The 22860-nt window shown below is 70.3% G+C and carries 26 protein-coding genes and 1 tRNA gene; 13 read left to right on the forward strand and 14 right to left on the reverse strand.

Annotated elements, in window-relative coordinates:
* Positions 1–78 precede the first annotated feature (78 nt).
* Genes VF202_03065 through VF202_03080 form a run of 4 tightly spaced genes read left to right on the forward strand, consistent with a single transcriptional unit; the run spans position 79 to position 2341 of the window.
* The gene (locus VF202_03065) at positions 79–576 is read left to right on the forward strand and encodes a hypothetical protein (GenBank protein ID HEX7039077.1); all 498 of its coding nucleotides are present in this window, start codon (positions 79–81) and stop codon (positions 574–576) included.
* Positions 577–631: 55 nt separating this feature from the next.
* Positions 632–943: a hypothetical protein gene (locus VF202_03070; GenBank protein HEX7039078.1), complete on the forward strand. Its 312-nt coding sequence runs from the start codon at positions 632–634 to the stop codon at positions 941–943.
* Positions 944–962: 19 nt separating this feature from the next.
* On the forward strand, positions 963–1682 hold the full coding sequence (locus VF202_03075) for a terminase family protein (GenBank protein HEX7039079.1): 720 nt from the start codon (positions 963–965) through the stop codon (positions 1680–1682).
* Entirely contained in the window at positions 1679–2341 is a 663-nt protein-coding gene (locus tag VF202_03080; GenBank protein HEX7039080.1) for a hypothetical protein, read from the forward strand. The genes VF202_03075 and VF202_03080 overlap by 4 nt, the downstream gene beginning before the upstream one ends.
* Positions 2342–2392: 51 nt before the next feature.
* On the opposite strand, the gene VF202_03085 is transcribed toward VF202_03080, so the two are convergent.
* The 5 genes from VF202_03085 to VF202_03105 all read right to left on the reverse strand — a co-directional run bounded on the left by VF202_03085 (position 2393) and on the right by VF202_03105 (position 4347).
* On the reverse strand, positions 2393–2566 hold the full coding sequence (locus VF202_03085) for a hypothetical protein (GenBank protein HEX7039081.1): 174 nt from the start codon (positions 2564–2566) through the stop codon (positions 2393–2395).
* A gap of 42 nt (positions 2567–2608) precedes the next feature.
* Entirely contained in the window at positions 2609–3109 is a 501-nt protein-coding gene (locus tag VF202_03090; protein HEX7039082.1) for a hypothetical protein, read from the reverse strand.
* A 213-nt stretch (positions 3110–3322) separates the two neighbouring features.
* A complete protein-coding gene (locus VF202_03095; GenBank protein HEX7039083.1) occupies positions 3323–3547 on the reverse strand; it encodes a hypothetical protein in 225 nt (74 codons plus the stop codon).
* 106 nt (positions 3548–3653) lie between these two features.
* A complete protein-coding gene (locus tag VF202_03100) occupies positions 3654–4064 on the reverse strand; it encodes a hypothetical protein (protein HEX7039084.1) in 411 nt (136 codons plus the stop codon).
* Positions 4065–4068: 4 nt separating this feature from the next.
* Positions 4069–4347 (reverse strand): hypothetical protein, encoded by a 279-nt coding sequence (locus VF202_03105; protein HEX7039085.1) that lies wholly within the window; start codon positions 4345–4347, stop codon positions 4069–4071.
* A 143-nt stretch (positions 4348–4490) separates the two neighbouring features.
* On the opposite strand from VF202_03105, the gene VF202_03110 reads away from it, so the two are divergent.
* Together VF202_03110 and VF202_03115 are read left to right on the forward strand one after the other, a co-directional pair.
* A complete protein-coding gene (locus VF202_03110; GenBank protein HEX7039086.1) occupies positions 4491–4706 on the forward strand; it encodes a helix-turn-helix transcriptional regulator in 216 nt (71 codons plus the stop codon).
* Positions 4703–5950 carry a tyrosine-type recombinase/integrase gene (locus tag VF202_03115; GenBank protein ID HEX7039087.1) on the forward strand — a complete coding sequence of 416 codons (1248 nt, stop codon included), beginning with the start codon at positions 4703–4705 and terminating at the stop codon, positions 5948–5950. Before VF202_03110 ends, VF202_03115 begins: the two co-directional genes overlap by 4 nt.
* A 44-nt stretch (positions 5951–5994) precedes the next feature.
* Here the strand turns inward: VF202_03115 and VF202_03120 are convergent, their stop codons facing one another.
* Complete coding sequence (locus VF202_03120) at positions 5995–6723, reverse strand: hypothetical protein (protein HEX7039088.1); 729 nt, start codon at positions 6721–6723, stop codon at positions 5995–5997.
* Positions 6724–6957: 234 nt separating this feature from the next.
* A tRNA-Arg gene (locus VF202_03125) sits at positions 6958–7034 on the reverse strand.
* A gap of 308 nt (positions 7035–7342) precedes the next feature.
* Here VF202_03125 and VF202_03130 point away from each other — a divergent pair.
* Positions 7343–9526, forward strand: a complete 2184-nt coding sequence (locus VF202_03130; protein HEX7039089.1) for a S8 family serine peptidase — start codon at positions 7343–7345, stop codon at positions 9524–9526.
* Between the two features lie 219 nt (positions 9527–9745).
* On the opposite strand, the gene VF202_03135 is transcribed toward VF202_03130, so the two are convergent.
* From VF202_03135 to VF202_03150, 4 genes are all read right to left on the reverse strand, one after another.
* Entirely contained in the window at positions 9746–10318 is a 573-nt protein-coding gene (locus tag VF202_03135; GenBank protein HEX7039090.1) for a hypothetical protein, read from the reverse strand.
* Between the two features lie 273 nt (positions 10319–10591).
* A complete protein-coding gene (locus tag VF202_03140) occupies positions 10592–11638 on the reverse strand; it encodes a carbohydrate ABC transporter permease (GenBank protein HEX7039091.1) in 1047 nt (348 codons plus the stop codon).
* A gap of 64 nt (positions 11639–11702) precedes the next feature.
* The gene (locus tag VF202_03145; protein ID HEX7039092.1) at positions 11703–12728 is read right to left on the reverse strand and encodes a sugar ABC transporter permease; all 1026 of its coding nucleotides are present in this window, start codon (positions 12726–12728) and stop codon (positions 11703–11705) included.
* Between the two features lie 93 nt (positions 12729–12821).
* Entirely contained in the window at positions 12822–14105 is a 1284-nt protein-coding gene (locus VF202_03150) for an extracellular solute-binding protein (protein ID HEX7039093.1), read from the reverse strand.
* Between the two features lie 259 nt (positions 14106–14364).
* Between VF202_03150 and VF202_03155 the strand changes: the two genes are divergently transcribed.
* Complete coding sequence (locus tag VF202_03155) at positions 14365–15189, forward strand: NAD-dependent protein deacetylase (protein ID HEX7039094.1); 825 nt, start codon at positions 14365–14367, stop codon at positions 15187–15189.
* Here VF202_03155 and glmM read toward each other — a convergent pair.
* The gene (gene glmM, locus VF202_03160; protein ID HEX7039095.1) at positions 15186–16580 is read right to left on the reverse strand and encodes a phosphoglucosamine mutase; all 1395 of its coding nucleotides are present in this window, start codon (positions 16578–16580) and stop codon (positions 15186–15188) included. The two genes, VF202_03155 and glmM, sit on opposite strands and share 4 nt — an antisense overlap.
* 52 nt (positions 16581–16632) lie before the next feature.
* On the opposite strand from glmM, the gene VF202_03165 reads away from it, so the two are divergent.
* Positions 16633–17211 (forward strand): hypothetical protein, encoded by a 579-nt coding sequence (locus VF202_03165; protein HEX7039096.1) that lies wholly within the window; start codon positions 16633–16635, stop codon positions 17209–17211.
* Positions 17212–17277: 66 nt separating this feature from the next.
* On the opposite strand, the gene tmpR is transcribed toward VF202_03165, so the two are convergent.
* Entirely contained in the window at positions 17278–18084 is an 807-nt protein-coding gene (gene tmpR, locus VF202_03170; protein HEX7039097.1) for a bifunctional dihydropteridine reductase/dihydrofolate reductase TmpR, read from the reverse strand.
* Positions 18081–18926 (reverse strand): CDP-alcohol phosphatidyltransferase family protein, encoded by an 846-nt coding sequence (locus VF202_03175; protein HEX7039098.1) that lies wholly within the window; start codon positions 18924–18926, stop codon positions 18081–18083. Before VF202_03175 ends, tmpR begins: the two co-directional genes overlap by 4 nt.
* A gap of 137 nt (positions 18927–19063) precedes the next feature.
* Here VF202_03175 and VF202_03180 point away from each other — a divergent pair, with 137 nt between their 5' ends.
* The 4 genes from VF202_03180 (at position 19064) to trpE (ending at position 22841) form a co-directional block, all read left to right on the forward strand.
* A complete protein-coding gene (locus tag VF202_03180) occupies positions 19064–19261 on the forward strand; it encodes a hypothetical protein (protein HEX7039099.1) in 198 nt (65 codons plus the stop codon).
* Between the two features lie 48 nt (positions 19262–19309).
* On the forward strand, positions 19310–20356 hold the full coding sequence (locus VF202_03185) for a response regulator (protein ID HEX7039100.1): 1047 nt from the start codon (positions 19310–19312) through the stop codon (positions 20354–20356).
* A 209-nt stretch (positions 20357–20565) separates the two neighbouring features.
* Complete coding sequence (locus VF202_03190; protein ID HEX7039101.1) at positions 20566–21363, forward strand: enoyl-ACP reductase; 798 nt, start codon at positions 20566–20568, stop codon at positions 21361–21363.
* 23 nt (positions 21364–21386) lie between these two features.
* Entirely contained in the window at positions 21387–22841 is a 1455-nt protein-coding gene (trpE, locus tag VF202_03195) for an anthranilate synthase component I (protein ID HEX7039102.1), read from the forward strand.
* The last annotated feature ends 19 nt before the right edge of the window (positions 22842–22860 follow it).

Here is a 22860-nt window from a genome sequence, read left to right on the forward strand (position 1 = left end):
CAACGGCGGTGCGATTGCCGCTCTGGACGACGCTCTCGCGCGTGCGCTTGACCGAGCCTCAGGCGAGCGGAGGGCGGCATGAGCGATGCGGCATGGCCGCCCGGGTGGAAGTTCATGCCAAGCGGCTACGTCGGGTGGGGCTGCGGCGTTGCCGGCAGCCCGCCTTACATCACGTTCCCCGGGGCGAACTTTCGGGACCACTTCGACTTCACCCTCGGAGGCGTCGTCATGTTCATGCACGTCCTACCGGCCGAGCCTGAGCTCTATGCGGACCTGCAGCATCCCCTCACAGGCCAGCCGCTATCAGAACACCCGTACCACGAGCTCAACCCGCGCGGCCCCACGTACGCCGAGCTGTTCCCCGACGGCATCGAAGCCGCTGGTCTCAGAGTCGGTGACGTGCTCTTCTGGATTCCGTTCTCAACCCCCGCGAACGCCCTGCAAATCATGAGGCGCTACGTCATCAAGGAGGGCGACGGCTTTACACCCGAACAGGTAGCCAAAGCCGCCGTCCGCGCCTACTACTACGTCGCGCGCCAACTCGACGTCGGTATGCGAAGCGTAGGAGCGTCGTAGTGACACCTCTGCAGCTGGAGATAACTCGCCAGCGCAGAGGGGGAGGGGGTACGCCGTGAGTGCCCGCCAGGACGGCGCGAAAGGCAAGGCCCGGGGCACGCGGCCGGGGAGCATCAGGCCGGTCCGCGTGCGCCTCTGGTGGGCGATTCAGGAAGCCGCGGAACTCCTCGACACGCCGGACCCTGACACGAAGCTGAAGGCTATCAGCGCCCTCTCCACCGCCTGCGGCGCGTACGGCAACCTCACGAAGACGCACACCCTCGAGGCCGAGGTGGAGACGCTACAGAAAGAGCTTCATGACCTTAGAGCGACGCTTAGCCGACCTGCGAGCGCAAGCCGCCGCGCTACGTCGGCACCGCCCAACTGACGAGCTCGCCCGTGACCGCGTGGCGTTCGCTCACTCCCTCGGCCTCGAGCTCGACCCGTGGCAGGAAGCGGTCCTCAAGGTCGAAAGCAAGCGCGACGTCTTCAACTGCAGCCGGCAGGCCGGCAAGAGCACCACGGCCGCCGTCCTCGCGCTCCACGAGGCCGTCTACCGGCCGGGAAGCGTGACGGTGCTCATCAGCCCGTCGCAGCGGCAGTCGAGCGAGCTGTTCCGCAAAGTCATAGACCTGCGACAGGTAATGACGCACCCGCCCGACCTCGTGGAGGACAACCGCCTGAGCATGACCGTCCGCGGCGGCGGGCGAGTCATGAGCCTCCCCGGGTCCGAGGCGACGGTGCGCGGTATCAGCGCCGTCACGCTCCTAGTCGAAGACGAAGCCTCCAGGGTGGAGGACGAGCTCCACTACTCGATCAAGCCGATGCTCGCCACGACCAACGGCCGGCTACTGCTCATGAGCACCCCGTTCGGCAAGAGGGGTCACTTCTGGGACGTGTGGGACCAGGGCGAGGGATGGAACCGCGTCAAGGTAACAGCAGCCGACGTGCCGCGCATCAGCCGCGAGTTCCTCGAGGAAGAGAGACGAAGCATGCCCGCCTGGTGGTTCGAACAGGAATACCTCTGCGAGTTCAAAGAGGACACCGACAGCGTCTTCCGGTACGAGGACGTCGCCGGCGCGATCAGCGAAGACGTCACGCCGCTCTTCCCGGAGGCTGCCGCGTGAGCCTCGAGTACCTGATCGGCGTCGACCTGGGCCAAGCGCACGACTACACCGCCCTGACCGTCCTCGAGCGCCACACGAGACCCGTAGGCGAAGGCAAGTGGCGCGGCCGCAAGTTCATCCCCCCGAAGGAAGAGAGCACGTACCAGGCGCGGCACCTCGAGCGCTTCGAGCTCGGCACGCCCTACCCGCAGCAGGTCGAGCGCGTCAAAGAGCTCGTGATTGCCACCCGCCGCATCCGCGATCCCAAGACGGGCGAAGCCGCGAGGGTGCGCCTGGTGGTCGACCAGACGGGCGTGGGGCGCCCCGTGGTCGACATGCTCAGGGCCGCCAACCTCCGCGACTTGACCGCCGTCACAATCCACGGCGGCGACCAGACCATCAGGGACGGCAACGCCTACCGCGTGCCTAAGCGGGAACTCGTCAGCGTCCTACAGGTCCTCTTGCAGACGAAGCGCCTCGAGGTCGCCGCGGCGTTACCGCTCGCTCAGACGCTGCAGCGGGAGATGCTCGCCTTCAAGGTAGAGATTAGCAAGAGCGGACACGACACCTACGGGAACGACTGGCGCGAGAACCCGCACGATGACCTGGTGCTGTCCGTAGCTCTCGCCGCCTGGGCCGGAGAGAAGATCGCCCGGCCATCATCTCGCCGGTATGTCTAGGGTCAATTCGACCCTGCCCTGACTCACCGCGCGCCTCTGGCGGCGGGGAGGTCAATCCGGCTTAGGAGCATCCGTGAGCACGTCCTCAACCGCGACGGGAACAGCCTTACCCGTCTCCATGTCGAGCACGAACGGGTGCTGGGCGAATGGGCTTTGGATTACCACGCACTCGCGGAGCTCTCCCTGGGGCGTGAAGTACCAGCCGGTGCGACGTTCCATCGTCACGGCTGCAACTTAGGACAAGCCCTCGGCTTGGAGTGGCGTCCCCTAGTAACTTCCCGTGTAGCAGCCCATTGCATCGAGCACCTCGCGGAACCCGCTTACGGGGATGATGTAGGTCTGCGGGCCGTCATACGCCTGCACTCGAATAACCATCTCCGAAGCACCCGCTAGCGCAGTGACCAATTGCGGCAGGTCGCGGTCGGGTACGAACACGGCCGTATTGTCGGTCGACACGTCCCACCAGCCGCTCTGGGGCTCACCGCCATCGATGCGATATACGACAGAGAACAAGTCATCGCTGCCGAGGTACTGGTCAGAGTCAAAGAACAGGTCAATCTCCGACCCGATGTAGGTAGAACAGCGAACGATCAAGGCGCCCTGGTAATAGCTGGGACTCTGAGAAGCAAGCGCTACGGCGCCACTGGTGTTGGCATCCGTTATGGGATCGATCTGCTCGATGTAGCCCCAGTCTCCCAGCATGACCATGTCTTGGGCCCCGGCAAAGCACGCCAAGGCGAGAATCAATGCCCCCATGACCTGTTTCATGGATTCATATTATCTACTGACACTCACGGAAGTCTCACCTTCCGTCACGTCGACAGCACCTCGTCCAACTTCATCCCGCTTGGATCCTCGTCCAGCTCACGAGCAGCCGGATGGCATCACGAGGGGTGGCCCTTTGATTGGTCATCAGACGGTACGAGAAAGGCGCGTCAGAGACGCGCCGCGACAGAACCGATGTGTCGCCGTTGCGTCAGGCTATGGCACCTCGACCATCAGGAACAGGCTCTCGAGCGGGTCGATTGTGCCGGCCCCGACACGCCCCGGGTCGATGAAGACTTCAGTGACGCACACGCCGTACTTGGCTTCGAACGCCTGCAGCTCGTCGAGGAAGAGGACCTCGAGTCGCCTGCGCTCTGCTTGGATTTCTCCTAGCGTTCGCTCCGCGGCGTTCGTGACGGGATAGCCCTTCTTCTTCGCCATTGCTCCGCTCCCTTCCTCAAGTCCACGCTACTCCCCGTCGAAGAAGACCAAAGGGAAGCGCCGGCCCATCGGACCGGCGCGACCTCCTAGTGGGTTTGGAGAGGCGCTAGGCGGCTTGCTGTTCCTCCTTGGCATCCCGGGCCGCTTGTGCATTCCCGTGCACGACCCTCCGCATTGCCTCAAGGTTCCAGTACTCCGCTCGTGCCGACGGCGCGGCTCCCGTGACTTCTTCCATCGCCTTCTCTGCAGTCGCCCGCTTCGCGCGGTCCATGTACGTTCCGGTGAACAGGACGAGTTGCAGGGTGTCCTCGAGGTTGTCGCTCAACTGCCACTGCTCCCAGGGCGAGTCGACCTTGGGAATCCGCTCGCGAAGGAGCTCAGCCAAACGGCGGAACATCCCGGGCGCGTAGCGGGATGCGGTCAGGATCACCACCATGTTCTTTACCTCGTAGTCGACGCCTTCCTGGAAAGGTCCCGGCACGACTGGCTGACGTTCGATGCGTTGCTCCACTTTCATCCCCTTACCCCCTCGCCGCGGCGGTGATTTCGAGGGACTCGAGGCCGCGGCGGATCACGTGGTCGACCGACCAGCCGGCGCCGATGTCGACGAGCTGGTGAGCCTTCGCGATGGTCGCCCAGGCGATGCGCGGACCTCCCGTGACGACCTCGGCCGGTTGCTTCGCCGCGTCGTCACAGTGGGCGCACACCCAGGATTGGACTTGCCCGTCGACGTGCCCGAATGGCCGCGCCTGGTCGGGCTGGACGTTCGTTCCGCAGCTGTAGCACTTGATACGCTTCATCTGAGGACTCCTTTCCTCAGCCGTCGCGCCTTCTCTTAGCGGGGGATGCGCGACGGCTTCTTTCGTCAGTGAGAGTACAGTGAATCTATTGCGAATGTCAAGAGATTATCGTATGATTCGTCAGAGAAAGGAGGTATGAGAACATGGACGCTGTGAACGCCCGCATCAGACGAGCGGTGAAGGTCCGTCTTGCCGAGCTCGACATGACTCAAGCCGACCTAGCGGAGCGCGTCGGGGTGAAGCCTCAGTACGTGAGCGACATCCTCACGGGGAAAGTCGGCAAGGTTCCCGATGCCTGGCAGAAGATCCTTGAAGCGTTGGACCTCGAGCTGGTGACCTCCAAGAAGGGCGAGGCGTGAGCCGCTACCAGCGCGTCGACCGCGGCGCCGGCAGCCGATCCGGTCAGCTTCTGCAGCACGTCGACGACCCGAAGCGTTGGCTCGTCCGGGCCTTCATCGGCCGCAACGGGAAGGGCAAGAAGCAGTACCGCTCCGAGGTCGTCACGGGCCGAAAGCGCGACGCTGAGGCCCGCCTGATCGAGCTGTTGCAGGACAAGAACCGCGGGAAGCTTGCGCCGCGAAGCGCCGCGACGCTCTCGGACCTCGCGCGGGAGTGGCTGGCGCACAAGGGCCGCGAGGTCACCCCGCGCACGCTCAGGGGCTACAGGGACGCCCTAGACCTCTACGTCCTGCCCTCCTTGGGGCACCGGAAGGTCGGCGACGTCACGCTGCGCGAGGTCGACGCGCTCTACGGCGCCATGCGCGACGGCACGCTGCCCGCTCCAGAGCCTGACGAGGACGGTAAGCCGCGCGGATGGAAGGGCGGGCCATTGAGCGCCCGCACGGTGCGCCTAGCGCACGTGGCGCTCTCTCAGGCGCTCTCTCAGGCCGTGAAGTGGGGCATGATCCCGTTCAACCCTGCAGCTGAGGCGACGCTTCCGAGCGGCAAGCCTAGGGAGAAGAGGGCCCTAACCGTCGCAGAGCGCGGCCGGTTCCTCGAGGCTGCCGACGAGCTCGACGCCTTCCACCGCGTGCTCTACCGCGTCCTGATGGACACGGGCCTCCGCCCCGGCGAAGCGTGCGCCCTCCGCTGGTCGGACGTCGACCTGCCCGCCGGCCGCCTGACCGTCGCCAGGGCCGTGACTCAGGGCAAGGACGGCGAGCGCATCCCGGACCACCCGAAGACCTCCAAGAGCCGCCGGACCATCCCGCTCTTCGGACTCGCGCCGCTCCTGTCCGCTCACCTCGACTGGCAGCGGGAGCGCGGCCTCGAGGCCCAGGGGCTCGTCTTCACGAACCAAGACGGCGGCATGCTCGCCCCGTGGACCATCAACCGCCGCGAGCTCGAGCGCGTACTGACGAAGGCGAAGATCACTGGCGGCCTGACGCTCTACAGCTTTCGGCACACGTTCGCCACGCTCCACCTGCAGAGCGGCACGCCGCTGAAGGTCGTCAGCGAGTGGCTCGGCCACTCGACGATCCAGCAGACGGCGAACACGTACCAGCACCTCTCGGCTGAGGTTGGGGAGGATTGGGCGGCTCGGCACGTCGCCTTCCTCGAGGCCGCTGGAAGGGTCCCTACGCAGGAAGTCCTGCCTAGCTAGAGCTACCTTGCCCTACCCACCTCCCTCACTACTCGGGAGCGTACCTAGAGGAAGCTCTGGGTACTCGCAAAGAACTCTTGCTCGAGCGCCGTGAGACGCTCGAGCAAGGCTGCATTTCCCTGCGGGGGGTGGCGTATAGCCATGAGGACACGGGCAAGGGCAGACCCCACCCGAAACAGGTTCTCAATGTCAGCGGCAATGAGAACCGGATCCTCCGTGAACGGGTAATGGACGATAGAGGGTAGGTCTGAGACGTCAGAACTGTGAATCTGGCTGCCGATCAGAGTCATGAGGATGTTTGGGTGTGCACCAGTGTCCAGAGTCACTGCGTACAACCTTCTGAGCAGCTCGACAGCTGGCCCCCCGTTCGGGAAGTGAGCCATGAAGTTGGCAAGTGATCGCTGCCAGTTCTGTATAGAGAACTCCCGCCGGCAAGCTTGACGGCCTGCCGTGTCGCCTTCGAAGAACACTTCAAGGCGTGCAGTGCGGGATTCTTCGGCGGCGGCCCTAGCCTCTTCTGCAAACTCCCGGTGGCGTCCCACCCACGCTGATGCTGCTTCCTCTGACTCGATGATATGAGCTGCATAGCCGGCACATTCAATGGCTGCCCGCATCAAGACAGGGACAGAGTATGCCTCGCTTGCGCTTGCCCTTCGCATCGCGCCGGCGTAGTAGAAGGCGGAATAGATGGGAAGGGAGTTGATGGCCATTTCGACAGTTGACGTTGAAGGAGAGAGCCCATTCGCGGCCAGATCTACCAGGAACGTGGTCATGCGGTCGGCAAGTCGGTAGTGCGTGGGTAGCGAGGTGGCCGTCATGAAGTGATTGGTGTGTCCTCTCACTGTGACGTGCGTTAGGAACCCGGGCTCTCGGAACATGCCGATTTGTCGCACGTTCCGTCAGTCTGCGCAAGCTTGCCCTTGACGCAACGGTGACACAACAAACTAAGAGAGCGGCCCGCCTTCGCTGGGCCGCCCTAGTGTTCTTCCCGTCCTAGACGGTGTTTCTGGTGCGCCCGAGAGGATTCGAACCCCTGGCCTTCTGATCCGTAGTCAGACGCTCTATCCAGCTGAGCTACGGGCGCCCGCCCGCGGGGCTCCGCGGCCCCGGCAGGCAAGGATAGCACGGCAGGCCGCGACGCTTGCAAGGCCGGGGAGACGTCGCTCGCCGCTCCTCGCGAGGACCTCGCTCGATGAGAGCGGCAGATGGCCGCGCCTGAAGCCCGCTCTCATCTTCCGACCGCGTACCGGCCCGCCGCTCTCAGCCCGCTTCATCGTTCCTCAAGCAGTGGGCATCCGCGCCGGACCGCCGACCTATGCTCGCGGCCATGCGGTCGGGGGGCTCGCGGAGGTCTTGATGAGCAAGCGCATCGCGTCTGCCCGGAGGTCCCGGATGGGGGTGAGGCTCGCTGCGCTAGCGCTGGTGGCAGCGCTGCTGGCCTTGGCGCTGGCCGCGTGCGGCGACGGCGTGGTGCCCGGCACCGGCAGCGGCACCGTGGCCGGCGAGGTGAAGGTGGGTGTGGGCGACGTGTCGCCCTCCGTTCGCGGCGAGGCGCCGCTCGAGCCCAGGAGCGCCGGCCCGGCCCTGCGCGCGGCGGGCACCGGCGAGCCCACGCCCTTCGTGCCCGGCGAGCTGATCGTCGCGTTCGAGCCGTCGGTCCAGGCGGCGTCCCTCGCGCGGCTGAGCGTGGCCGGCCAGACGCTCGAGGCCGTCCGCCCGCTGGCCGCCGAGGGCACGCACCTCTACCGCACCTCGGCCGCGACGCTCGACGAGGCGCTGGCGCTGGCCGCGGCCCTCGAGGCGCGGCCCGACGTGCGGTACGCGCACCCGAACTACCTGGTGTTCCCGGCGCTGGCGCCCGACGACCCGGAGTACGACAGGCAGTGGCACTACGGCGCGATCGACCTGGAGGGCGCCTGGGACGTGACGACGGGCAGCCCGGACGTCGTCGTGGCGGTCATCGACACCGGCATCCTCTACCGCCAGGGCAAGCCCTCCGACAGCCACCCGGACCTGGCCGGGCGGGTGCTGCCGGGCTACGACTTCATCACGCGCACCGACATCGCCGACGACGGCGACGGACGGGACCCCGACCCCTACGACACGGTGCCGGACAACGGCTACCACGGCACCCACGTCGCCGGCACCGTCGGCGCGGCGACGGACAACGGCCTCGGCGTGGCCGGCGTCGACTGGCGCGCCAGGCTCCTGCCCGTGCGCGTGCTCGGCAAGGGCGGCGGCGCGCTCTCCGACCTCGCGGACGCCATCTACTGGTCCGTGGGGGGCAGCGTGCCGGGCGTGCCCGCGAACCCCTACCCGGCCGACGTGGTCAACCTCAGCCTCGGCGTCAGGGCGGCGGTGTGCTACGACGCGCTCTACGAGGCGCTCGACTACGCCGCCTCCAGGGCCGTCGTCGTGGCCGCGGCCGGCAACTACGCGGAGCCGGCGAGCGGGTTCACGCCGGCGAACTGCCCGGGGCCGATCGTGGTGGGAGCCACGGAGCGTCACGGCGAGCGCGCCTGGTACTCGAACTACGGCTCGCGCATCGACGTGATGGCGCCGGGCGGGGACATGACGAGCTCGGCCGCCGACGGCGTGCTGAGCCTGGGACCCGGTTCCGGCTACGCCTACATGGAGGGCACGTCGATGGCCGCGCCGCACGTCTCCGGGGTGGCCGCGCTGATGCGGGCACTGGACCCGGGCCTGACGACGGCCGACGCCCTGGACGTGCTGCGCGCCGGCGCCACACCGCTCACGAACGCCGAGTGCGAGGCGGGCGGCGTGCCGGAGCGGGCCCTCTACGGCTTCGACTGCGGCGCCGGCCTCATCGACGCGCGGTCGGCGCTCGAGACGATCGCGTCGGGCGAGCCCCCGCCCCCACCCCCGCCCGTGGAAGGCGTCGAGCTGTCGTTCGACCCGCCGATCCTCGACCTCGGCGCCCAGCAGGCCGACGCGTCGTTCACGGTCACGAACGTGGGCGACGAGACCGCCGAGTGGGAGTTCACGGCCTACGACTACGCCGCCGACAACCCCGGGCCCGTGCCGTTCGGCGTCGTGTCGGTGGACGACGACGACGCCTCCGGCGTCCTCGCCCCCGGCGAGTCGCACGTCGTGGACATCCACATCGACCGCTCGTTCCTCGAGGCCGACGGCTTCTACGTGATCCAGCCGGTCTTCGTCGCGGGCGGCGAGGAGTTCCTCTACGACGTGCGCTTCACGAAGGTGAGCGAGCCCGCGCCGTCGGTCCTTAAGGGCCCCATGGTCGTGGCCGCCCTCAAGGAGGACCCGGCCGGCGTGCTCTACGTGAGCGGCAGCGAGTCGAGCGACGGCGTCATCGCCTCGTTCGAGTTCCCCGTCGAGTCGGGCCAGAACCTGCTCACGGCCTGGTCGGACGAGAACGACAACGGCGACGTCGACGAGGGCGACTTCCTCGGCTACCACCCGCGCTGGGTGAACGTGCCGCCGGGCGGGCGCGTGAGCGGGGTGGACGTGAGCGTCCTGCCCGTCGGCGGCGGCGTGGTGCCGGAGGGGATGGTCGAGGCGCTCGAGGCGGCGCGCCGGGTCCCGGGGCCCTGAGGCACCCGCGGGGCTCGCGCGGGAGCCGGGCGGGCTCCAGGTCTCCGCCGCGCCCGGGCGCGGACCGCCGGTCCCGACCAGGGCCTGACCGAGCAGGAGCCCCCGGCTGCGTGCCGGGGGCTCGCTCTTCCGCCGGGGCTCGTGGTCTCCACGTCACCCGGCGTCGCGGCTCATCGCCGCGAGGTGGCTGGGGTCCAGCCAGCCGCTAGGGGGCGACGATCACATGCCGTCTCCGCCGTCGTCGCCGCCGTCTTCACCGCCGCCGTCGTCGCCGCCGTCGTCGCCGCCGGGAGCAGCGTCGGGCGCCGCGGCGCCCTGGATGGCCTCACCGGTGGGGCTCACGAGGAACCAGTTGCTGCCGAGGCCCTGGCCGTTCGTGTCGCCGGACGCCATGTCGCCGATGTAGTAGTAGAGCGGCCAGCCGTTGTAGGTGAGCTGGAGGGTGCCGTCGTCACGCTCCACGGTGGCGAGGAGCGCCTGGTCGAGGCCCTCGCCGAGGGTCGGCAGCGCGTCGGCGCTCTCGACCGTGGCGGGCGGCCAGTTCGTGGCGCAGTCGTCGTAGCAGGTGCTGGCGCCCTGGGCGTCGGGCAGGAAGAGGTAGAGCGACATGCCCTCCTGGTCGACGAGGTACTGGCCGTACTCGGTCGATTCCGCCAGGTTGATGCCCGTGACGGGCGCCGCGGGGGCCGCGGGCGGGGCGGGCGCGTCCTGCGCCAGCGCGACGGCCGCGAACGCGGCGGCGGCTAGGGTACCCAGCAGGATGCGGTGTATGCGCTTGGTGGTGTTCTTCATCTTCTCTCCTGTCCGTTAGACGTCTAGGTCCGAAGAGCTAGCCGTGGATCACACAGTCGGGTCTGCCAGCAGGTAGCGATCACCTCCCTCCCGCTAGTGACAGCCGGGATTCTTGGTCCGGTCGGCATGAGAAGACTGCGCTACGGGTGAGCGGGCCGGAACGTTAAGGCGCACCGTATGGGCGTGAGAGGGAGCCCATGGGGGCCTCACGTCCGCGGAGGGGCGCGCCCGGCGCGGCCCCCGCAGGCGGCACCGCCGCGGCGCCGCCCGACCTCAGCCCTTGACGCCCGTGCTGGCGATGCCCGTCGTGATGAAGCGCTGCAGGAACGAGAAGACCAGGGTGATCGGCAGGAGGGTGAGCACCGTCATGGCCAGGACGTAGTGCCACTGGACGTTGAGCTCGCCTTGGAACGCGTTGAGGCCCACCTGCAACGTGAAGTATTCGCTGCGCGTGAGCACGATGAGGGGCCAGAGGAAGTCGTTCCACCGCCACATCACCGAGAAGATCGCCAGCACCGCCAGCGCGGGGGCGGCCAGCGGCAGCACGACCTGCCAATAGATGCGCCACTCCGACGCGCCGTCCATGCGCGCGGCGTCGATCAGCTCGTCGGGGATCGTCAGCATGTACTGCCGCAGCAGGAAGACGCCCGTCGGGGTGGCGGCGCCCGGGATGATCACGCCCCAGAGGTCGTTCACCCAGCCGACCTGCGTGACGACCAGGTACACGGGCACGAGGACCACGGAGAGCGGGATCATCAGCGTGCTCAGGATGGCCACGAACACGGCGTTGCGGCCCCTGAAGCGGTACTTCGCCAGGGCGAACGCCGCCATGCTGTTGATGACCAGGGTGATCAGCGTGGCCGTGACGGTGACGACGACGCTGTTCTTGAGGTAGGTGAGGAAGCTGAAGCGTCGCAGTGGCTCCGTGTAGTTCGCGGTCTGGAAGCTGAGCGCGCGCACCTCCTTGCGGTCCTGAACGGGCACGCGCAGGACCTCTCCGGGGTCGTCGGGGTCGACCATCTGCGCCTCCAGGCCGACCCGGCGCACCTGCGCCAGGCGAGCCGTCGTGCCGTCCCCCAGGGTCACGTCGTAGAGGGGCAGGGGTGCGTCGTAGCCCGGGACCTCCACGGTCGCCGGGGCAGTGGGCAGGAGGGCGGGCGGGAACTCGACGAGGCCGGCCTGGCTCTTGAAGCTCGACAGGACGAGCCAGGCGACGGGCCCGAACATCACGACGACGCCGAGGGTCAGGTAGGCGTAGGTGAGCACGTCGGTGACGTCGGGCCCGCGCCTCCCGCGACGCCGGGTCAGGAAGGCGCCCACGCTCACGAGGGTCCCCGCGCCGCCGCGAGCGCCCGGTGCGCCGAGGCGTCGGACCTCGGTCGTCTCACGCCAGGTGCCCCTCGGTCCCGCGACCGATCCTGAGCTGCACCAGCGTGGCCACGAGCAGCACGAGGCCGAGCAGCACGCTCGCCGCCGCGGCGAGGCCGAAGCGCTGCACCTGGGTGGCGAAGCCGGTCTGGTAGATGTACTGGACGATCATCATCGTCGCCGTGCCGGGTCCGCCGCCGGTGAGCACGTAGACCTCGTCGAAGGTCTGGACGGCGCGGATGACTGCCAGGACCAGGACGACCATCATCGTGGGCATCAGCAGCGGGAGCGTCACGTTCCGGAAGGACCGCCAGCCGCCGGCGCCGTCGATGGCCGCGGCGTCGTAGAGCTCGGCGGGGATGCTCTGCAGGCCCGCCAGCAGTATCAGCGTGTAGAAGCCCATGTGCGCCCAGATGCTGACGATCACGACCCAGGCCATCGCCCAGCGACCGTCGAGCAGGAAGTTCACGGGCTCGAGCCCGACCCAGACGAGCAGGGCGTTCAGCACGCCGTCGCGCTGCAGGACCCACTTCCACACGAGCGCGACGACCACGGGGGAGAGCAGCACCGGGTAGAAGTAGACGCTGCGGAAGAAGGCGCGGAACCTGATGCGCCGGTTCAGGACGAGGGCCGTGAGCAGCGAGATCGCCACCATGCCGCCCACCTGCAGCACGACGAACTGGGCCGTGTTGCGCACGGCGCGCCAGAAGCGGTCCTCCACGCAGGTGTTGGGGTCGCCGAGGTCCAAGCAGTCGAACAGCCGCCGGTAGTTCTCCAGGCCGACGAACGGCCTGTCGCGCGGGAAGAGCTCGGTGCCGCCCGTGAGCGACACGTAGGCGTTGAGGAAGACCGGGAAGAGGACGAAGACCCCGAAGATCAGCAGGTTCGGCAGCAGGAACACCCACGGCATGCGCTTGACGCCGAGCAGGCGCTGCAGCGGCTCGACGACGAGGCCGAGGGCCGACATGGCGACCCCGTAGACGGCCCCCGCCGCCCTCGCGAGGACCGCGCTCGGGCCCCTGCCGCCGGCGCGGGCCTCCATCAGGCCCGCCTACCGCGACGGGCCGGGCGCCCTCGCGAGCGCCCGGCCTCTCGTCCGCTCGTGCCCACTCCTCCGGCGGCGCGACGCGGGGCGCTACTGCGCCTCGGCGATGCCGGCGTCGATGTCCTGCTGCATGCGCTGCAGGGCCTCGTCGAGGGTCAGCTCGCCGACGAAGACCTGCGTCAGGCGGTCGCGCATCGCGTCGAAGACGAACCGGTTGAACGGGTAGGCCTGCAGGTCGTAGGCGATCGGGTCGAGCCTGCCGACCTGGGCCGCGAACACGTTGAGGGCGTCGACCGCCGCCTGCGAGTCGGAGACGTAGTCGACGCCGGACTCGGCGAGGCCGAGGTGGCCGGGGATGAAGAGGGTGCGGGCGTAGAACTCGGCCAGCACCTCCTCGGAGGCCAGGTACTCCATGACCCTGGCGACCTCCTCGGGGTGCTCGGTGTCGGCGATCCCGACGAGGGCGGCGCCGCCCGGCATGCCGGTGCAGGCTGCGGGGCCGCAAGGGTTGGGCACGACGCGCCAGTCGAAGGCGTCGCCGATGAGCTGGTCGAACTGGCCGACCTGCCAGCTGCCCGACATGTACAGCACGACCTGGCCGTTGACGAAGAACTCGTTGCCGGCGGCGTACTGGCCCGCGGCGCCGATCCAGACGTCCGGGTTCATCGTGCCGTCGGCGTGCCAGTCGACCATCAGCTGCATCATGTGGCGCATGCCCTCGTCGTCGATGACGACGTTGCCGTCCTCGTCGAAGATCCTGGCGCCGTTGCTGATCGCGGGACCGGCCAGCCGGTGGCCGGTGCGGTCCATCACCATCGCGTAGGGGGTGCCCGTCGCCTCGGCGACCTGCCGCGTCACCTCGGCCCACTCCTCCCACGTCGTGTCGCCCGTCGGCAGCTCCACGCCCGCCTGCTCGAACAGCGTGGCGTTCACGAACGGCCCGGTGACGGTGAGCTGCGTCATGAAGCCGGGGATCGCGGCCGAGCCCTCGGGCCGCATCCAGTCGAGGAACGGGCCGAAGCTCTCCTCCCAGTAGCCGGGGTCGGAGAGGTAGGGGCGGAGGTCGAGGAAGTACTCGGCGAGGCCGCCCAGGTCGGTGACGCGGGCGATGTCGGGCCCCTCGCCCGAGGCGAGCTGCAGGGGCAGCGACTGGAGGATGCCCGTGGCGTACGGCACCGTGTCCACCACGACGCGGATGTCGGGGTTCTCGGCCTCGAAGCGGTCGAGGAGGTCGCGGAGGACCTGTCCCTCGTTGCCGTCGTCGTACCAGGTGACGCGCAGCTCGACCTGGGCGCTCGCGGTGGCCAGGGCGAAGAGCGCGGCCAGGGCGAGCATGAGCCTGCGCCAGGCCCGGATCGTGCGGGTCTCGGTCATGAAGCCCTCCTCGTGGGTTCGCCGGCCGCTGGCCGGCGCGGCGTGGTCTGCGCCACGACCGGCACGGGCGGGGCCGGTCGCGCGGCGACCTGTGGGCGGATCGTGTGCGGCCGAGTATAGGAGCGGCCGCCGCGCGCGGTCAACGCGCGTCTGGCACGGCATCCTCGCGCGTGGCAGCATGTTCGCATGGCGATGGGTCCCAGGGCGCGCCGCCGGAGACCGGCCGGGGCACAGCGGAACCTGCTCCGGGAGGCGCGCCGTGGCGCGTGACGGCGTCGCGGCGGTGGCAGACATCGTCCGCGCCGCGGGGGCGCTGGTGCTGTCGGGCGCGGGCATCTCCACCGAGTCGGGCATACCCGACTACCGCGGACCGGCGTCGGCGGGGCGGAACCGCCGGCCCATCACCTACCAGGAGTTCGTGCGCAGCGAGGAGGCGAGGCGGCGCTACTGGGCGCGCAGCTTCGCGGGCTGGCCGTTCATGGACGCCCGCGAGCCGAACGCCGGCCACCGCGCCGTCGCCGCGCTCGAGGCCGGCGGCCTGGTCAGCGGCGTCGTGACCCAGAACGTCGACGGCCTCCACCAGAAGGCCGGCAGCCGCGAGGTCGTGGAGCTCCACGGCCACCTCAGGGCGGTGAGGTGCCTGAGGTGCGGCACGGTGGAGGCCAGGTCCTCGCTGCAGGAGCGGCTCGCCGCCCTCAACCCCGGCTTCGCGGAGGTCGCGCCGCGCTACGCCCCTGACGGCGACGCCGACGTGCCCGACGACGCCGTCGCCGCGTTCCGGGTGGCGCCCTGCGCTGTGTGCGGCGGCGTGCTCAAGCCGCAGGTCGTCTTCTTCGGGGAGAACGTGCCGCGGACGACCTACGAGGCCGCGCGGTCGCTGGCCGACGCCGCGCGGTCGCTCGTCGTCGTCGGCTCGTCGCTGGCCGTGCGCTCCGGCTACCGCTTCGTGGTGCAGGCGAAGGCGGCCGGCAAGCCCGTGGCGGTGCTGAACGACGGGCCCACCCGCGCCGACGCGGAGGTCGACGTGAAGGTCGAGGGGCGCCTCGGCGAGCTGATGCCCGCCCTGGCAGCGCTCCTGCTCTAGGCCGGGTCGGCCGCTTCGGCGGCCGTCGCCGCGCCGCCGGCCCTCCGCACGGCCTCGGCGACGCTCTGCGCCACCGACCTCACCGCGGCGTGGTCGGGTCCCTCGACCATCACGCGCACGAGGGGCTCGGTGCCGCTGGGCCGTATCAGGACGCGGCCCGCGTCGCCGAGGCGGTCCTGCGCCTCGCGCACCGCCGCCGCCACCTCCGGCGCGTCGGAGACGTCCGCCTTCACCTCCGCCGGCACGGCCACGTTGACGAGCTCCTGCGGGTAGACGGGGATCTCGTCCATCCACTCCTCGAGCGCCCGCCCCGACTTGCGCACGGCGGCGAGGAGCTGCAGGGCGGTGAGGATGCCGTCGCCCGTGGGGGCCTTGTCGAGGAAGAGCACGTGGCCCGACTGCTCGCCGCCCAGCGTCAGCCCGGAGCGCTTGAGCTCCTCGTAGACGTAGCGGTCGCCGACCTTCACGCGCCGCACGCCGATGCCGCGCTCGCGCAGGTAGGTCTCCATGCCCAGGTTGCTCATGTGGGTGGCGACGATCTCCCGCTCGCCACGCTCGACGGCGCAGATCGCCATGATGTGGTCGCCGGTGACGAGGCGGCCCCTCCTGTCGACGAGGAGGGCGCGGTCGGCGTCGCCGTCGAACGTGACGCCGACGTCGAAGCCGCCCTCGACGACGCGCCTCAGGACGGCCTCTGGGCTCGTCGAGCCGCAGCCGACGTTGATGTTCTCGCCGTCCGGCCGGGCGTTCATGACCTCGAGCCTGGCGCCGATCTTGGCGAAGATCCGCGGCGCCAGTAGGTGGCCGGCGCCGTTGGCGCAGTCGACGACGACCTTCATGCCGTCGAGGTAGGGCGCGTTGGCGAGCAGGTGCGCCGCGTAGCTGTCCGAGGCCCTCCGCTCCCCGCCCTCCCGCGGCAGCCGGCGGTAGCGGCCGAGGCCCGCGCCCACGACGGGCTCGGCTTCGCCGTTGAGCCACACGCGCTCGACGAGGTCCTCGAGCTCGGCCTCGAGGTCGTCGTCCAGCTTCTCGCCCGCGGAGTTGAAGACCTTGATGCCGTTGTCATCGAAGGGGTTGTGGCTGGCCGACACCACGATGCCGGCGTCGGCGCCCAGGGCCCTGGTGAGGTAGGACACCGCCGGGGTGGGCACGACGCCGAGGTCGGTGACGTCGGCGCCGCGCGACGTGAGGCCGGCGCCGAGGGCCAGCGCGAGCATGGGTCCCGACCGGCGCGTGTCCATGCCGATGACCACGGAGGGCCGGGCCTTGCCCGCGGCCTTCAGCAGCTCGGCCGTGGCGACGCCGAGGCCAAGGGCGAAGCTGGCGGTCATGGGGTGGCGGCCGGCGACCCCGCGCACGCCGTCCGTGCCGAAGTAGCGCCGTTCGGACATGCGGGGAATATACCGGCAACAAGGCCTCTCGCGCGGTGTTAGCCTCGTGAGCGTGACCGTCCTCGCCCAGAACGTCGCCCCCTGCGAGGCCCAGGCGCACACCCTGGACTTCCGCGTCTTCGGCCTCGTCCACGTGCGGGGCGGGATGCCGATGTCCCGCTTCCTCAACCAGCGCGAGAGGACGTACCTGCCCATGACGCAGTGCCGGGTGTTCCGCCCCGGCCTCGACCAGCCGCCGACGGACGGCTCGCTGCTCTACGAGACGGAGTTCGCCGCCCTGCCCAAGTCGCGGCTGGCGTTCCTGGTGGGCGGCGTCGCCGAGCCGCCGACCGAGCGCGCCGGACGCGAGCCGCGGCAGGTGTGCGTCATGTACCCGGCGTTCGTCCTCACCGGCTCGATGTTCCTGCCGCCGCGCGTGCGGATGTCCGACCACCTCTCGCAGCTCTACGCCGTGAGGCCGTTCGTGGAGCTCGCCGACGTCGGCGTCGGGCGCCCCCGCGAGGGAGCGCGCGTCGACCAGTTCGAGGTCGTCGCCCGCTACACGCTCGTCACCGTGAACGTGGCGCTGGCCGGCGCCCTCTTCGACGTCGCGGAGCCGGTGGGGGGCGACCTCGGCGCGGCCGCGGAGTAGCGCCCGCCGCTCACAGGTTCCAGCCGCCGGCGCGGCGCCGAGCCAGAGGCCGGGGCTTCCCGCCCCTCACAGGTTCCAACCGCCGGCGACCTCCAGGGTCACGCCGGTCACGTAAGACGCCTCGGGTGACACCAGGTACCGCACGGCCGCCGTGACCTCGCCCAGGGTGCCGACGCGGCCCATGGGGATCTCCCTCAGCGGCTTCGTCACGCTGTTCTCGAGCACGCCGGGGCTCACGACGTTCACCGTCAGCCCGTGCCGCGCCTCGACCTTGGCCAGCGCCTTCGAGTAGAGGATCACGCCGGTCTTGGCGATGCCGTACGCGACGATGCCGGGCCGGGCCGCCACGAGCTGGGAGCCGGCGTAGCCGACGTTCACGATGCGCCCGCCGCGCGGCGAGCGACGCAGGTGCGGTACGGCCTGCTGGCAGGTGTAGAACGTCGAGTTCAGGTTGCTGTCGAGCATGTAGCGCCACGTCTCGCCGTCGAGCTCCGCGAGCGGCCCGTGGTGGTAGTCGCCCACGTTGTTGACGAGCACGTCGAGCCGGCCGAACGCCGCCACGGCTGCGTCGACGAGGCCGCGGGCCTCGCCCTCCACGGTGACGTCGGCGCGCAGCGCCACGGCAGACACCCCTAGCGCGCGAGCCGCGGCGGCGACCTCCTCGGCCTCCTCGCGGCTGCGGCGGTAGTGCACGGCGACGTCGAAGCCGTCCTCGGCCAGGGCCAGGAGCACGGCGCGCCCGACCCCCTTCGCCGAGCCCGTCACCAGCGCGGCCGGGCGACCGGCGGGAGCGGCCACGCCGCCGTCAGCGGACGCGGCGCGCTCGGCCGCCGCACCGGCCCCGGCGGGCCCCGCCGTCGGCTCGCCGCTCACGCGCCCCCTGCCCCGGCCGCCAGCCGCGCGCGCCGGCGGAACTTGGCCACGCGCCAGCCGATCACCGCCAGCAGGTACGCGCCCTGCGCCAGCACCAGCCAGGCGTAGGCGAAGGGCGCCCCCAGGGCCAGGCAGGCGCCCAGCAGCACGTACTGGGTCGAGAGCCCGAGGTTGACGAGCGCGGCCGTCGAGGCGACGTCCCACCACAGGCGGGCCTCCTCCGGCGTCGCCGTCCCCACCGGCCTGCCGCTGGCCAGCGCCAGGAGGCGGAGCTCGAGCGACCTCACGGCCGCGTCCTGCGGGGCGAGGACCGCGCGGTAGAGGCCCCGCGACAGCACCAGCGCCGCGCGCTCCCAGGCCGCGGAGGGCGGCGCGCCCCGCGCCGGCGGCGGACCGCCGTGCGCCTCGCGGTGCAGGCGCTCGGCGTTGAAGTCGTAGGAGAGCAGCACGGTCAGGACGGCGAAGGCCAGCAGCGCCACGGGCCAGGGCCCGTGCGCGGCGAGAGCGGCGAAGAGCGCGGCGTTCACGAGGAGGTCGACGCCGGTGTCGAGGTAGCGGCCCAGCTCGCTGACCCGGCCCGTGGACCTGGCCAGGGCGCCGTCGAGGTTGTCGAGCACGGTCTTGACCTGCAGCAGGAGGGCGGCGACCAGCCACCAGCCGGGCGTGGGCGCGGCCACCAGGGCCGCGGCGGCGAGGCCGAGCGAGCCGTGCGCGAGGACCACCTGCTCGGGCGCCACGCCGAGGCGCTCGAGCAGCCGCACGCCGGGCCCGACGAGCGGGTGCACGACGCGCATGACCAGCTCGTGACGCGGCCTCGGCTTCACTCCCTCGGCTCGCTGCATCACGAGGAGCCTATCGCGGTGGGGAACATTTCGCCCGCCGCCCGCCGCACCGGGACTTATCATCCTCTCACCGACCTGTCCGCGCAGTCCTCGCGGCGGGCCGCGGCCCGTGAGGGGCGGGCCGGGGGAGGGACACGGTGGACCCGAAGTTCAAGCTCATCACCTCGCACGAGCAGGAGCTGTTCGAGCAGCGGCTGAGGGACTTCATCGACTCGCTGGGGCGTGACGACATCATCGTCGACGTGAAGTTCAGCACGGCTACGAGGCCCACGGGCGCCGTCGAGTACAGTGCCCTCGTGCACTACCAGGAGACGTCCGCGTGGGGCGACTCCTGAGGGCCCGGCGGTCCGGGCCGAACGTGAGGAGGGGTTAGACTCCCCACGATGACCACGCTCGTACTGGTCGTTGACGACGAGCCCGCGATGCTCAAGGTCAGCGAGATGACGCTCACGCAGGCGGGCTACAACGTCCTGACCCTGGACGACCCCCTCGAGGCGCTGGAGGAGATCCGCGAGGGCCTCAGGCCCGACGTGATCGTCTCCGACGTCTCCATGCCGCAGCTCGACGGCTTCCAGTTCTACGAGCGCGTGCGCGAGGTGCCGGAGCTGCGCGCGGTGCCGTTCCTGTTCCTCACCGCGCTCGAGGACCGCTCGTCGATGCGCCGCGGCATGACTCTGGGCGCCGACGACTACCTCACGAAGCCGGTGCAGAAGGACGAGCTGCTGGAGGCCGTGCGCGTGCGCCTGCGGCGCGTGGAGGAGCTGAGGCGGCCGCTGGAGGGCGTGGTCAGCGCGCGGGGCTTCGGCCCGCCCATGGTCACGCGGCAGGGCGACAGGCTCGACTGGGACTCGCTCAAGGCCCTCGAGCTGCTGTTCTACCTCCTCGAGCACCGCGCCGGCGTGAGCACCTTCGAGGTCGCCGAGGCGCTGTGGCCGGGCAAGTCGGAGTCGAAGGCCTCGTCGAGCTTCCACACGACCCTCTACCGCCTGCGGAAGGTGATGGGCGGCGAGCTCGTGGAGTCGGCGAACCGCCGCTACTACCTCAAGGGCAGCTTCAGCATCGACTACGACGTCGACACCTACAGGCAGCTCGTGGCGAAGGCGCGCGAGACGCGGCGCCTCGAGGACCACCTGGCGGCGGCGCGGACCTACACGGGGCACTTCATGGTCGGCTTCGAGTCCGACTGGGTCGAGAACATCAGGCAGAACCTGCAGAGCGAGCACCTCACGCTGCTGCAGACCGCGGCGGAGCTGGCGCTGGCCGCGAACGACCTCGCCAGGGCCACGAGCATCTACCAGGCCATGACCGAGCACGAGCCCTTCAGCGAGATCGCCTGGGAGGGCCTGGCCGACGTCTGGGAGAGGCGCGGCGAGCGGGTCAAGGCAGAGCACGCTCGCGAGCGCTTCGAGCGCCTGATGCTCGACTCCTAGTGACCTCTCCGGGGGCGTGGACGCGGGGCCGTCGTGCGCCGGGGTGTAGGCTGCCCGACCGGCGTGACACGGCGCTCAGGCGGACCGTCCCGCGGGCGGACCAGGGGCTGCGCGGACCATCCCGCCGAGCGGACCAGGGGCCCGCGCCCCGACCAGCGAGCGGCAGCCGGGCCGCGCGGCCCGGCAGCACCAGCGACTAGGAGAAGCAGATGTTCCATGTCGACCTGAGCGGAAAGAAGGGCCTGATCATGGGCGTGGCGAACCAGCGGTCCCTCGCCTGGGCGATAGCCAGGCCGCTGGCGCAGGCGGGCGCCCGCCTGGCGTTCTCCTACCAGGGCGAGCGGCTCAGGCCCGCGCTCGAGAAGCTCACCGAGGACCTCGACCGGCCGGTGCTCCTCGAGGCCGACGTCACCGACGACGCCCAGCTCGACCGGCTGTTCGACCAGGTGGGCGCCGAGCTGGGCGGTCTCGACTACCTCGTCCACTCGATCGCCTACGCCCCGGCGGCCACGTTCGAGCGCCCGTTCCTCCACACCACGCGGGACGACTGGCGGACGGCCCTCGACGTCTCGGCCTACTCGCTGGTGGCCGCCGCCCAGCGCGCGGCGCAGCTGATGGGCCAGGGCGGCTCGATCCTCACGCTCACCTACCTGGCGGCGGAGCGCGTGGTGCCGCACTACAACATGATGGGCGTGGCCAAGGCCGCCCTGGAGGCGAGCGTCAGGTACCTCGCCTACGACCTCGGCCCCCAGGGCGTCCGCGTGAACGCCATCAGCGCCGGCGCGGTGCGGACTATCGCCGCGCGCTCGATCGCCGGCTTCGCCGACATGTACTCGCACGCCGGCTCCCTGTCGATGCTCAGGCGCAACATCACGGCCGAGGAGGTCGGCGCCATGGGCTTCGCCCTGCTGGCCGAGCCGCTGGGCGGCGGCGTGACCGGCGAGACGCTCTACGTCGACGCCGGCTTCCACGCGATCGGCATGTTCCTACCCCGCGAGGAGGGCTGACCCGGAGCGCTATGCTCCGCTCCATGCGCGGCAGCGGAGCAGCCGTGGCGGAGACGCCCGCTAGGGGCCCGCTCACGCGGGCGGTCTACCGCGAGGTCCTCGCCGACCTCGAGACCCCTCTCACCGCCTACCTCAAGGTCGCCGGGCACCCCTCGTTCCTGCTCGAGAGCGTCGAGCAGGGCGAGCGCGTGGCGAGGTACTCGTTCATCGGGACAGGCGAGAGGCGCCGCGTCAGCGCGCGCGGCCACGAGGTCACCGTCACCGCCGGCGGCGACACGACGACCTTCACGGCCGAAGACCCCCTGCGCGCGCTGTGGGACGCCGTGGTGCGCTACACGGTCGCCGAGCCCGGCCTGCCGCCGCTGTGGGCCGGCGCCGTGGGGTACGCCAGCTACGACCTCGTGCGCGCCTACGAGAGCCTCCCCGACGCGAACCCCGACGAGCTGGGCGTGCCCGACCTGCTGTTCGTGGAGCCGGAGCTCGTCGTCGTGTTCGACCACCTCAAGCGCAAGATCATGATCGTGGCGCCCGCCGCCGTGGGCGACGCGGCCGACGAGGCGCGGGCCGAGGCGCTGGTCGAGGCGGCCTACGCGCGCCTGCGCGGACCGCTCCCTGGCGTGCCCGGCGACCGCGCCGGGCGGTCCGCCGAGTTCACGACGAACATGGACCAGGCCGCGTTCGAGGCGGCCGTGGCCAGGGCCGTGGAGTACATCAGGGCCGGCGACGTCTTCCAGGTCGTGCCGAGCCTCCGCCAGTCCGCCGACCTCGGCGTGCACCCCTTCGCCGTCTACCGCGCGCTGCGCACCGTGAACCCCAGCCCCTACCTCGGCTACCTCGACCTCGGCCCCGTCACGCTCGTCTCGAGCAGCCCCGAGAGCCTGGTGAGGGCGAAGGGCAGGCATGTCGAGACCCTGCCGATCGCCGGCACGCGCTGGCGCGGTCAGACCCCGGAGGAGGACGAGGCGCTGGCTCGCGAGCTGCTGGCCGACGAGAAGGAGCGCGCCGAGCACGTGATGCTCGTCGATCTCGGCAGGAACGATCTCGGCCGCGTCTGCGAATACGGATCGGTGCGCGTGCCCCAGTTCATGGCGATCGAGCGGTACTCGCATGTGATGCACCTGACGTCGATCGTCGAAGGCCGGCTGGCCGAAGGCACCGACCGGCTCGATGCGCTCGTCTCGTGCTTCCCGGCAGGGACCGTCTCGGGCGCCCCCAAGGTGCGCGCGATGGAAATCATCGCCGAGCTCGAGCCGACCCGCCGCGGCATCTACGCCGGCGCGGTGGGCTATCTCGACTTCGCCGGGAACCTCGATTTCTGCATCGCCATCCGCACGATCGTGATCCTTGGCGGTAAGGCGTACCTGCAGGCCGGCGCAGGCATCGTCGCCGACTCGAACCCGTCGGCGGAGTACGAGGAAACGCGCGACAAGGCTCGTGCGCTCGTGCGCGCCCTGGAGCTGGCGCATCGGGAGCTGTAGGGGCGGCTCGCGAGCCGCC

The sequence above is a fragment of the Trueperaceae bacterium genome (assembly GCA_036381035.1).
Taxonomy (GTDB): Bacteria; Deinococcota; Deinococci; order Deinococcales; family Trueperaceae; genus DASRWD01.

What these genes read in the sequence shown, in the direction of transcription:
- VF202_03065 (HEX7039077.1), top strand. Translation starts at nt 79, where the DNA reads ATGAGCGATGCGGCATGGCCGCCCGGGTGGAAGTTCATGCCAAGCGGC.
- VF202_03090 (HEX7039082.1), bottom strand. Translation starts at nt 3,109, where the DNA reads ATGAAACAGGTCATGGGGGCATTGATTCTCGCCTTGGCGTGCTTTGCC.
- VF202_03095 (HEX7039083.1), bottom strand. Translation starts at nt 3,547, where the DNA reads ATGGCGAAGAAGAAGGGCTATCCCGTCACGAACGCCGCGGAGCGAACG.
- VF202_03100 (HEX7039084.1), bottom strand. Translation starts at nt 4,064, where the DNA reads ATGAAAGTGGAGCAACGCATCGAACGTCAGCCAGTCGTGCCGGGACCT.
- VF202_03105 (HEX7039085.1), bottom strand. Translation starts at nt 4,347, where the DNA reads ATGAAGCGTATCAAGTGCTACAGCTGCGGAACGAACGTCCAGCCCGAC.
- VF202_03110 (HEX7039086.1), top strand. Translation starts at nt 4,491, where the DNA reads ATGGACGCTGTGAACGCCCGCATCAGACGAGCGGTGAAGGTCCGTCTT.
- VF202_03120 (HEX7039088.1), bottom strand. Translation starts at nt 6,723, where the DNA reads ATGACCACGTTCCTGGTAGATCTGGCCGCGAATGGGCTCTCTCCTTCA.
- VF202_03130 (HEX7039089.1), top strand. Translation starts at nt 7,343, where the DNA reads ATGGGGGTGAGGCTCGCTGCGCTAGCGCTGGTGGCAGCGCTGCTGGCC.
- VF202_03135 (HEX7039090.1), bottom strand. Translation starts at nt 10,318, where the DNA reads ATGAAGAACACCACCAAGCGCATACACCGCATCCTGCTGGGTACCCTA.
- VF202_03145 (HEX7039092.1), bottom strand. Translation starts at nt 12,728, where the DNA reads ATGGAGGCCCGCGCCGGCGGCAGGGGCCCGAGCGCGGTCCTCGCGAGG.
- VF202_03150 (HEX7039093.1), bottom strand. Translation starts at nt 14,105, where the DNA reads ATGACCGAGACCCGCACGATCCGGGCCTGGCGCAGGCTCATGCTCGCC.
- glmM (HEX7039095.1), bottom strand. Translation starts at nt 16,580, where the DNA reads ATGTCCGAACGGCGCTACTTCGGCACGGACGGCGTGCGCGGGGTCGCC.
- VF202_03175 (HEX7039098.1), bottom strand. Translation starts at nt 18,926, where the DNA reads ATGCAGCGAGCCGAGGGAGTGAAGCCGAGGCCGCGTCACGAGCTGGTC.
- VF202_03185 (HEX7039100.1), top strand. Translation starts at nt 19,310, where the DNA reads ATGACCACGCTCGTACTGGTCGTTGACGACGAGCCCGCGATGCTCAAG.
- VF202_03190 (HEX7039101.1), top strand. Translation starts at nt 20,566, where the DNA reads ATGTTCCATGTCGACCTGAGCGGAAAGAAGGGCCTGATCATGGGCGTG.
- trpE (HEX7039102.1), top strand. Translation starts at nt 21,387, where the DNA reads ATGCGCGGCAGCGGAGCAGCCGTGGCGGAGACGCCCGCTAGGGGCCCG.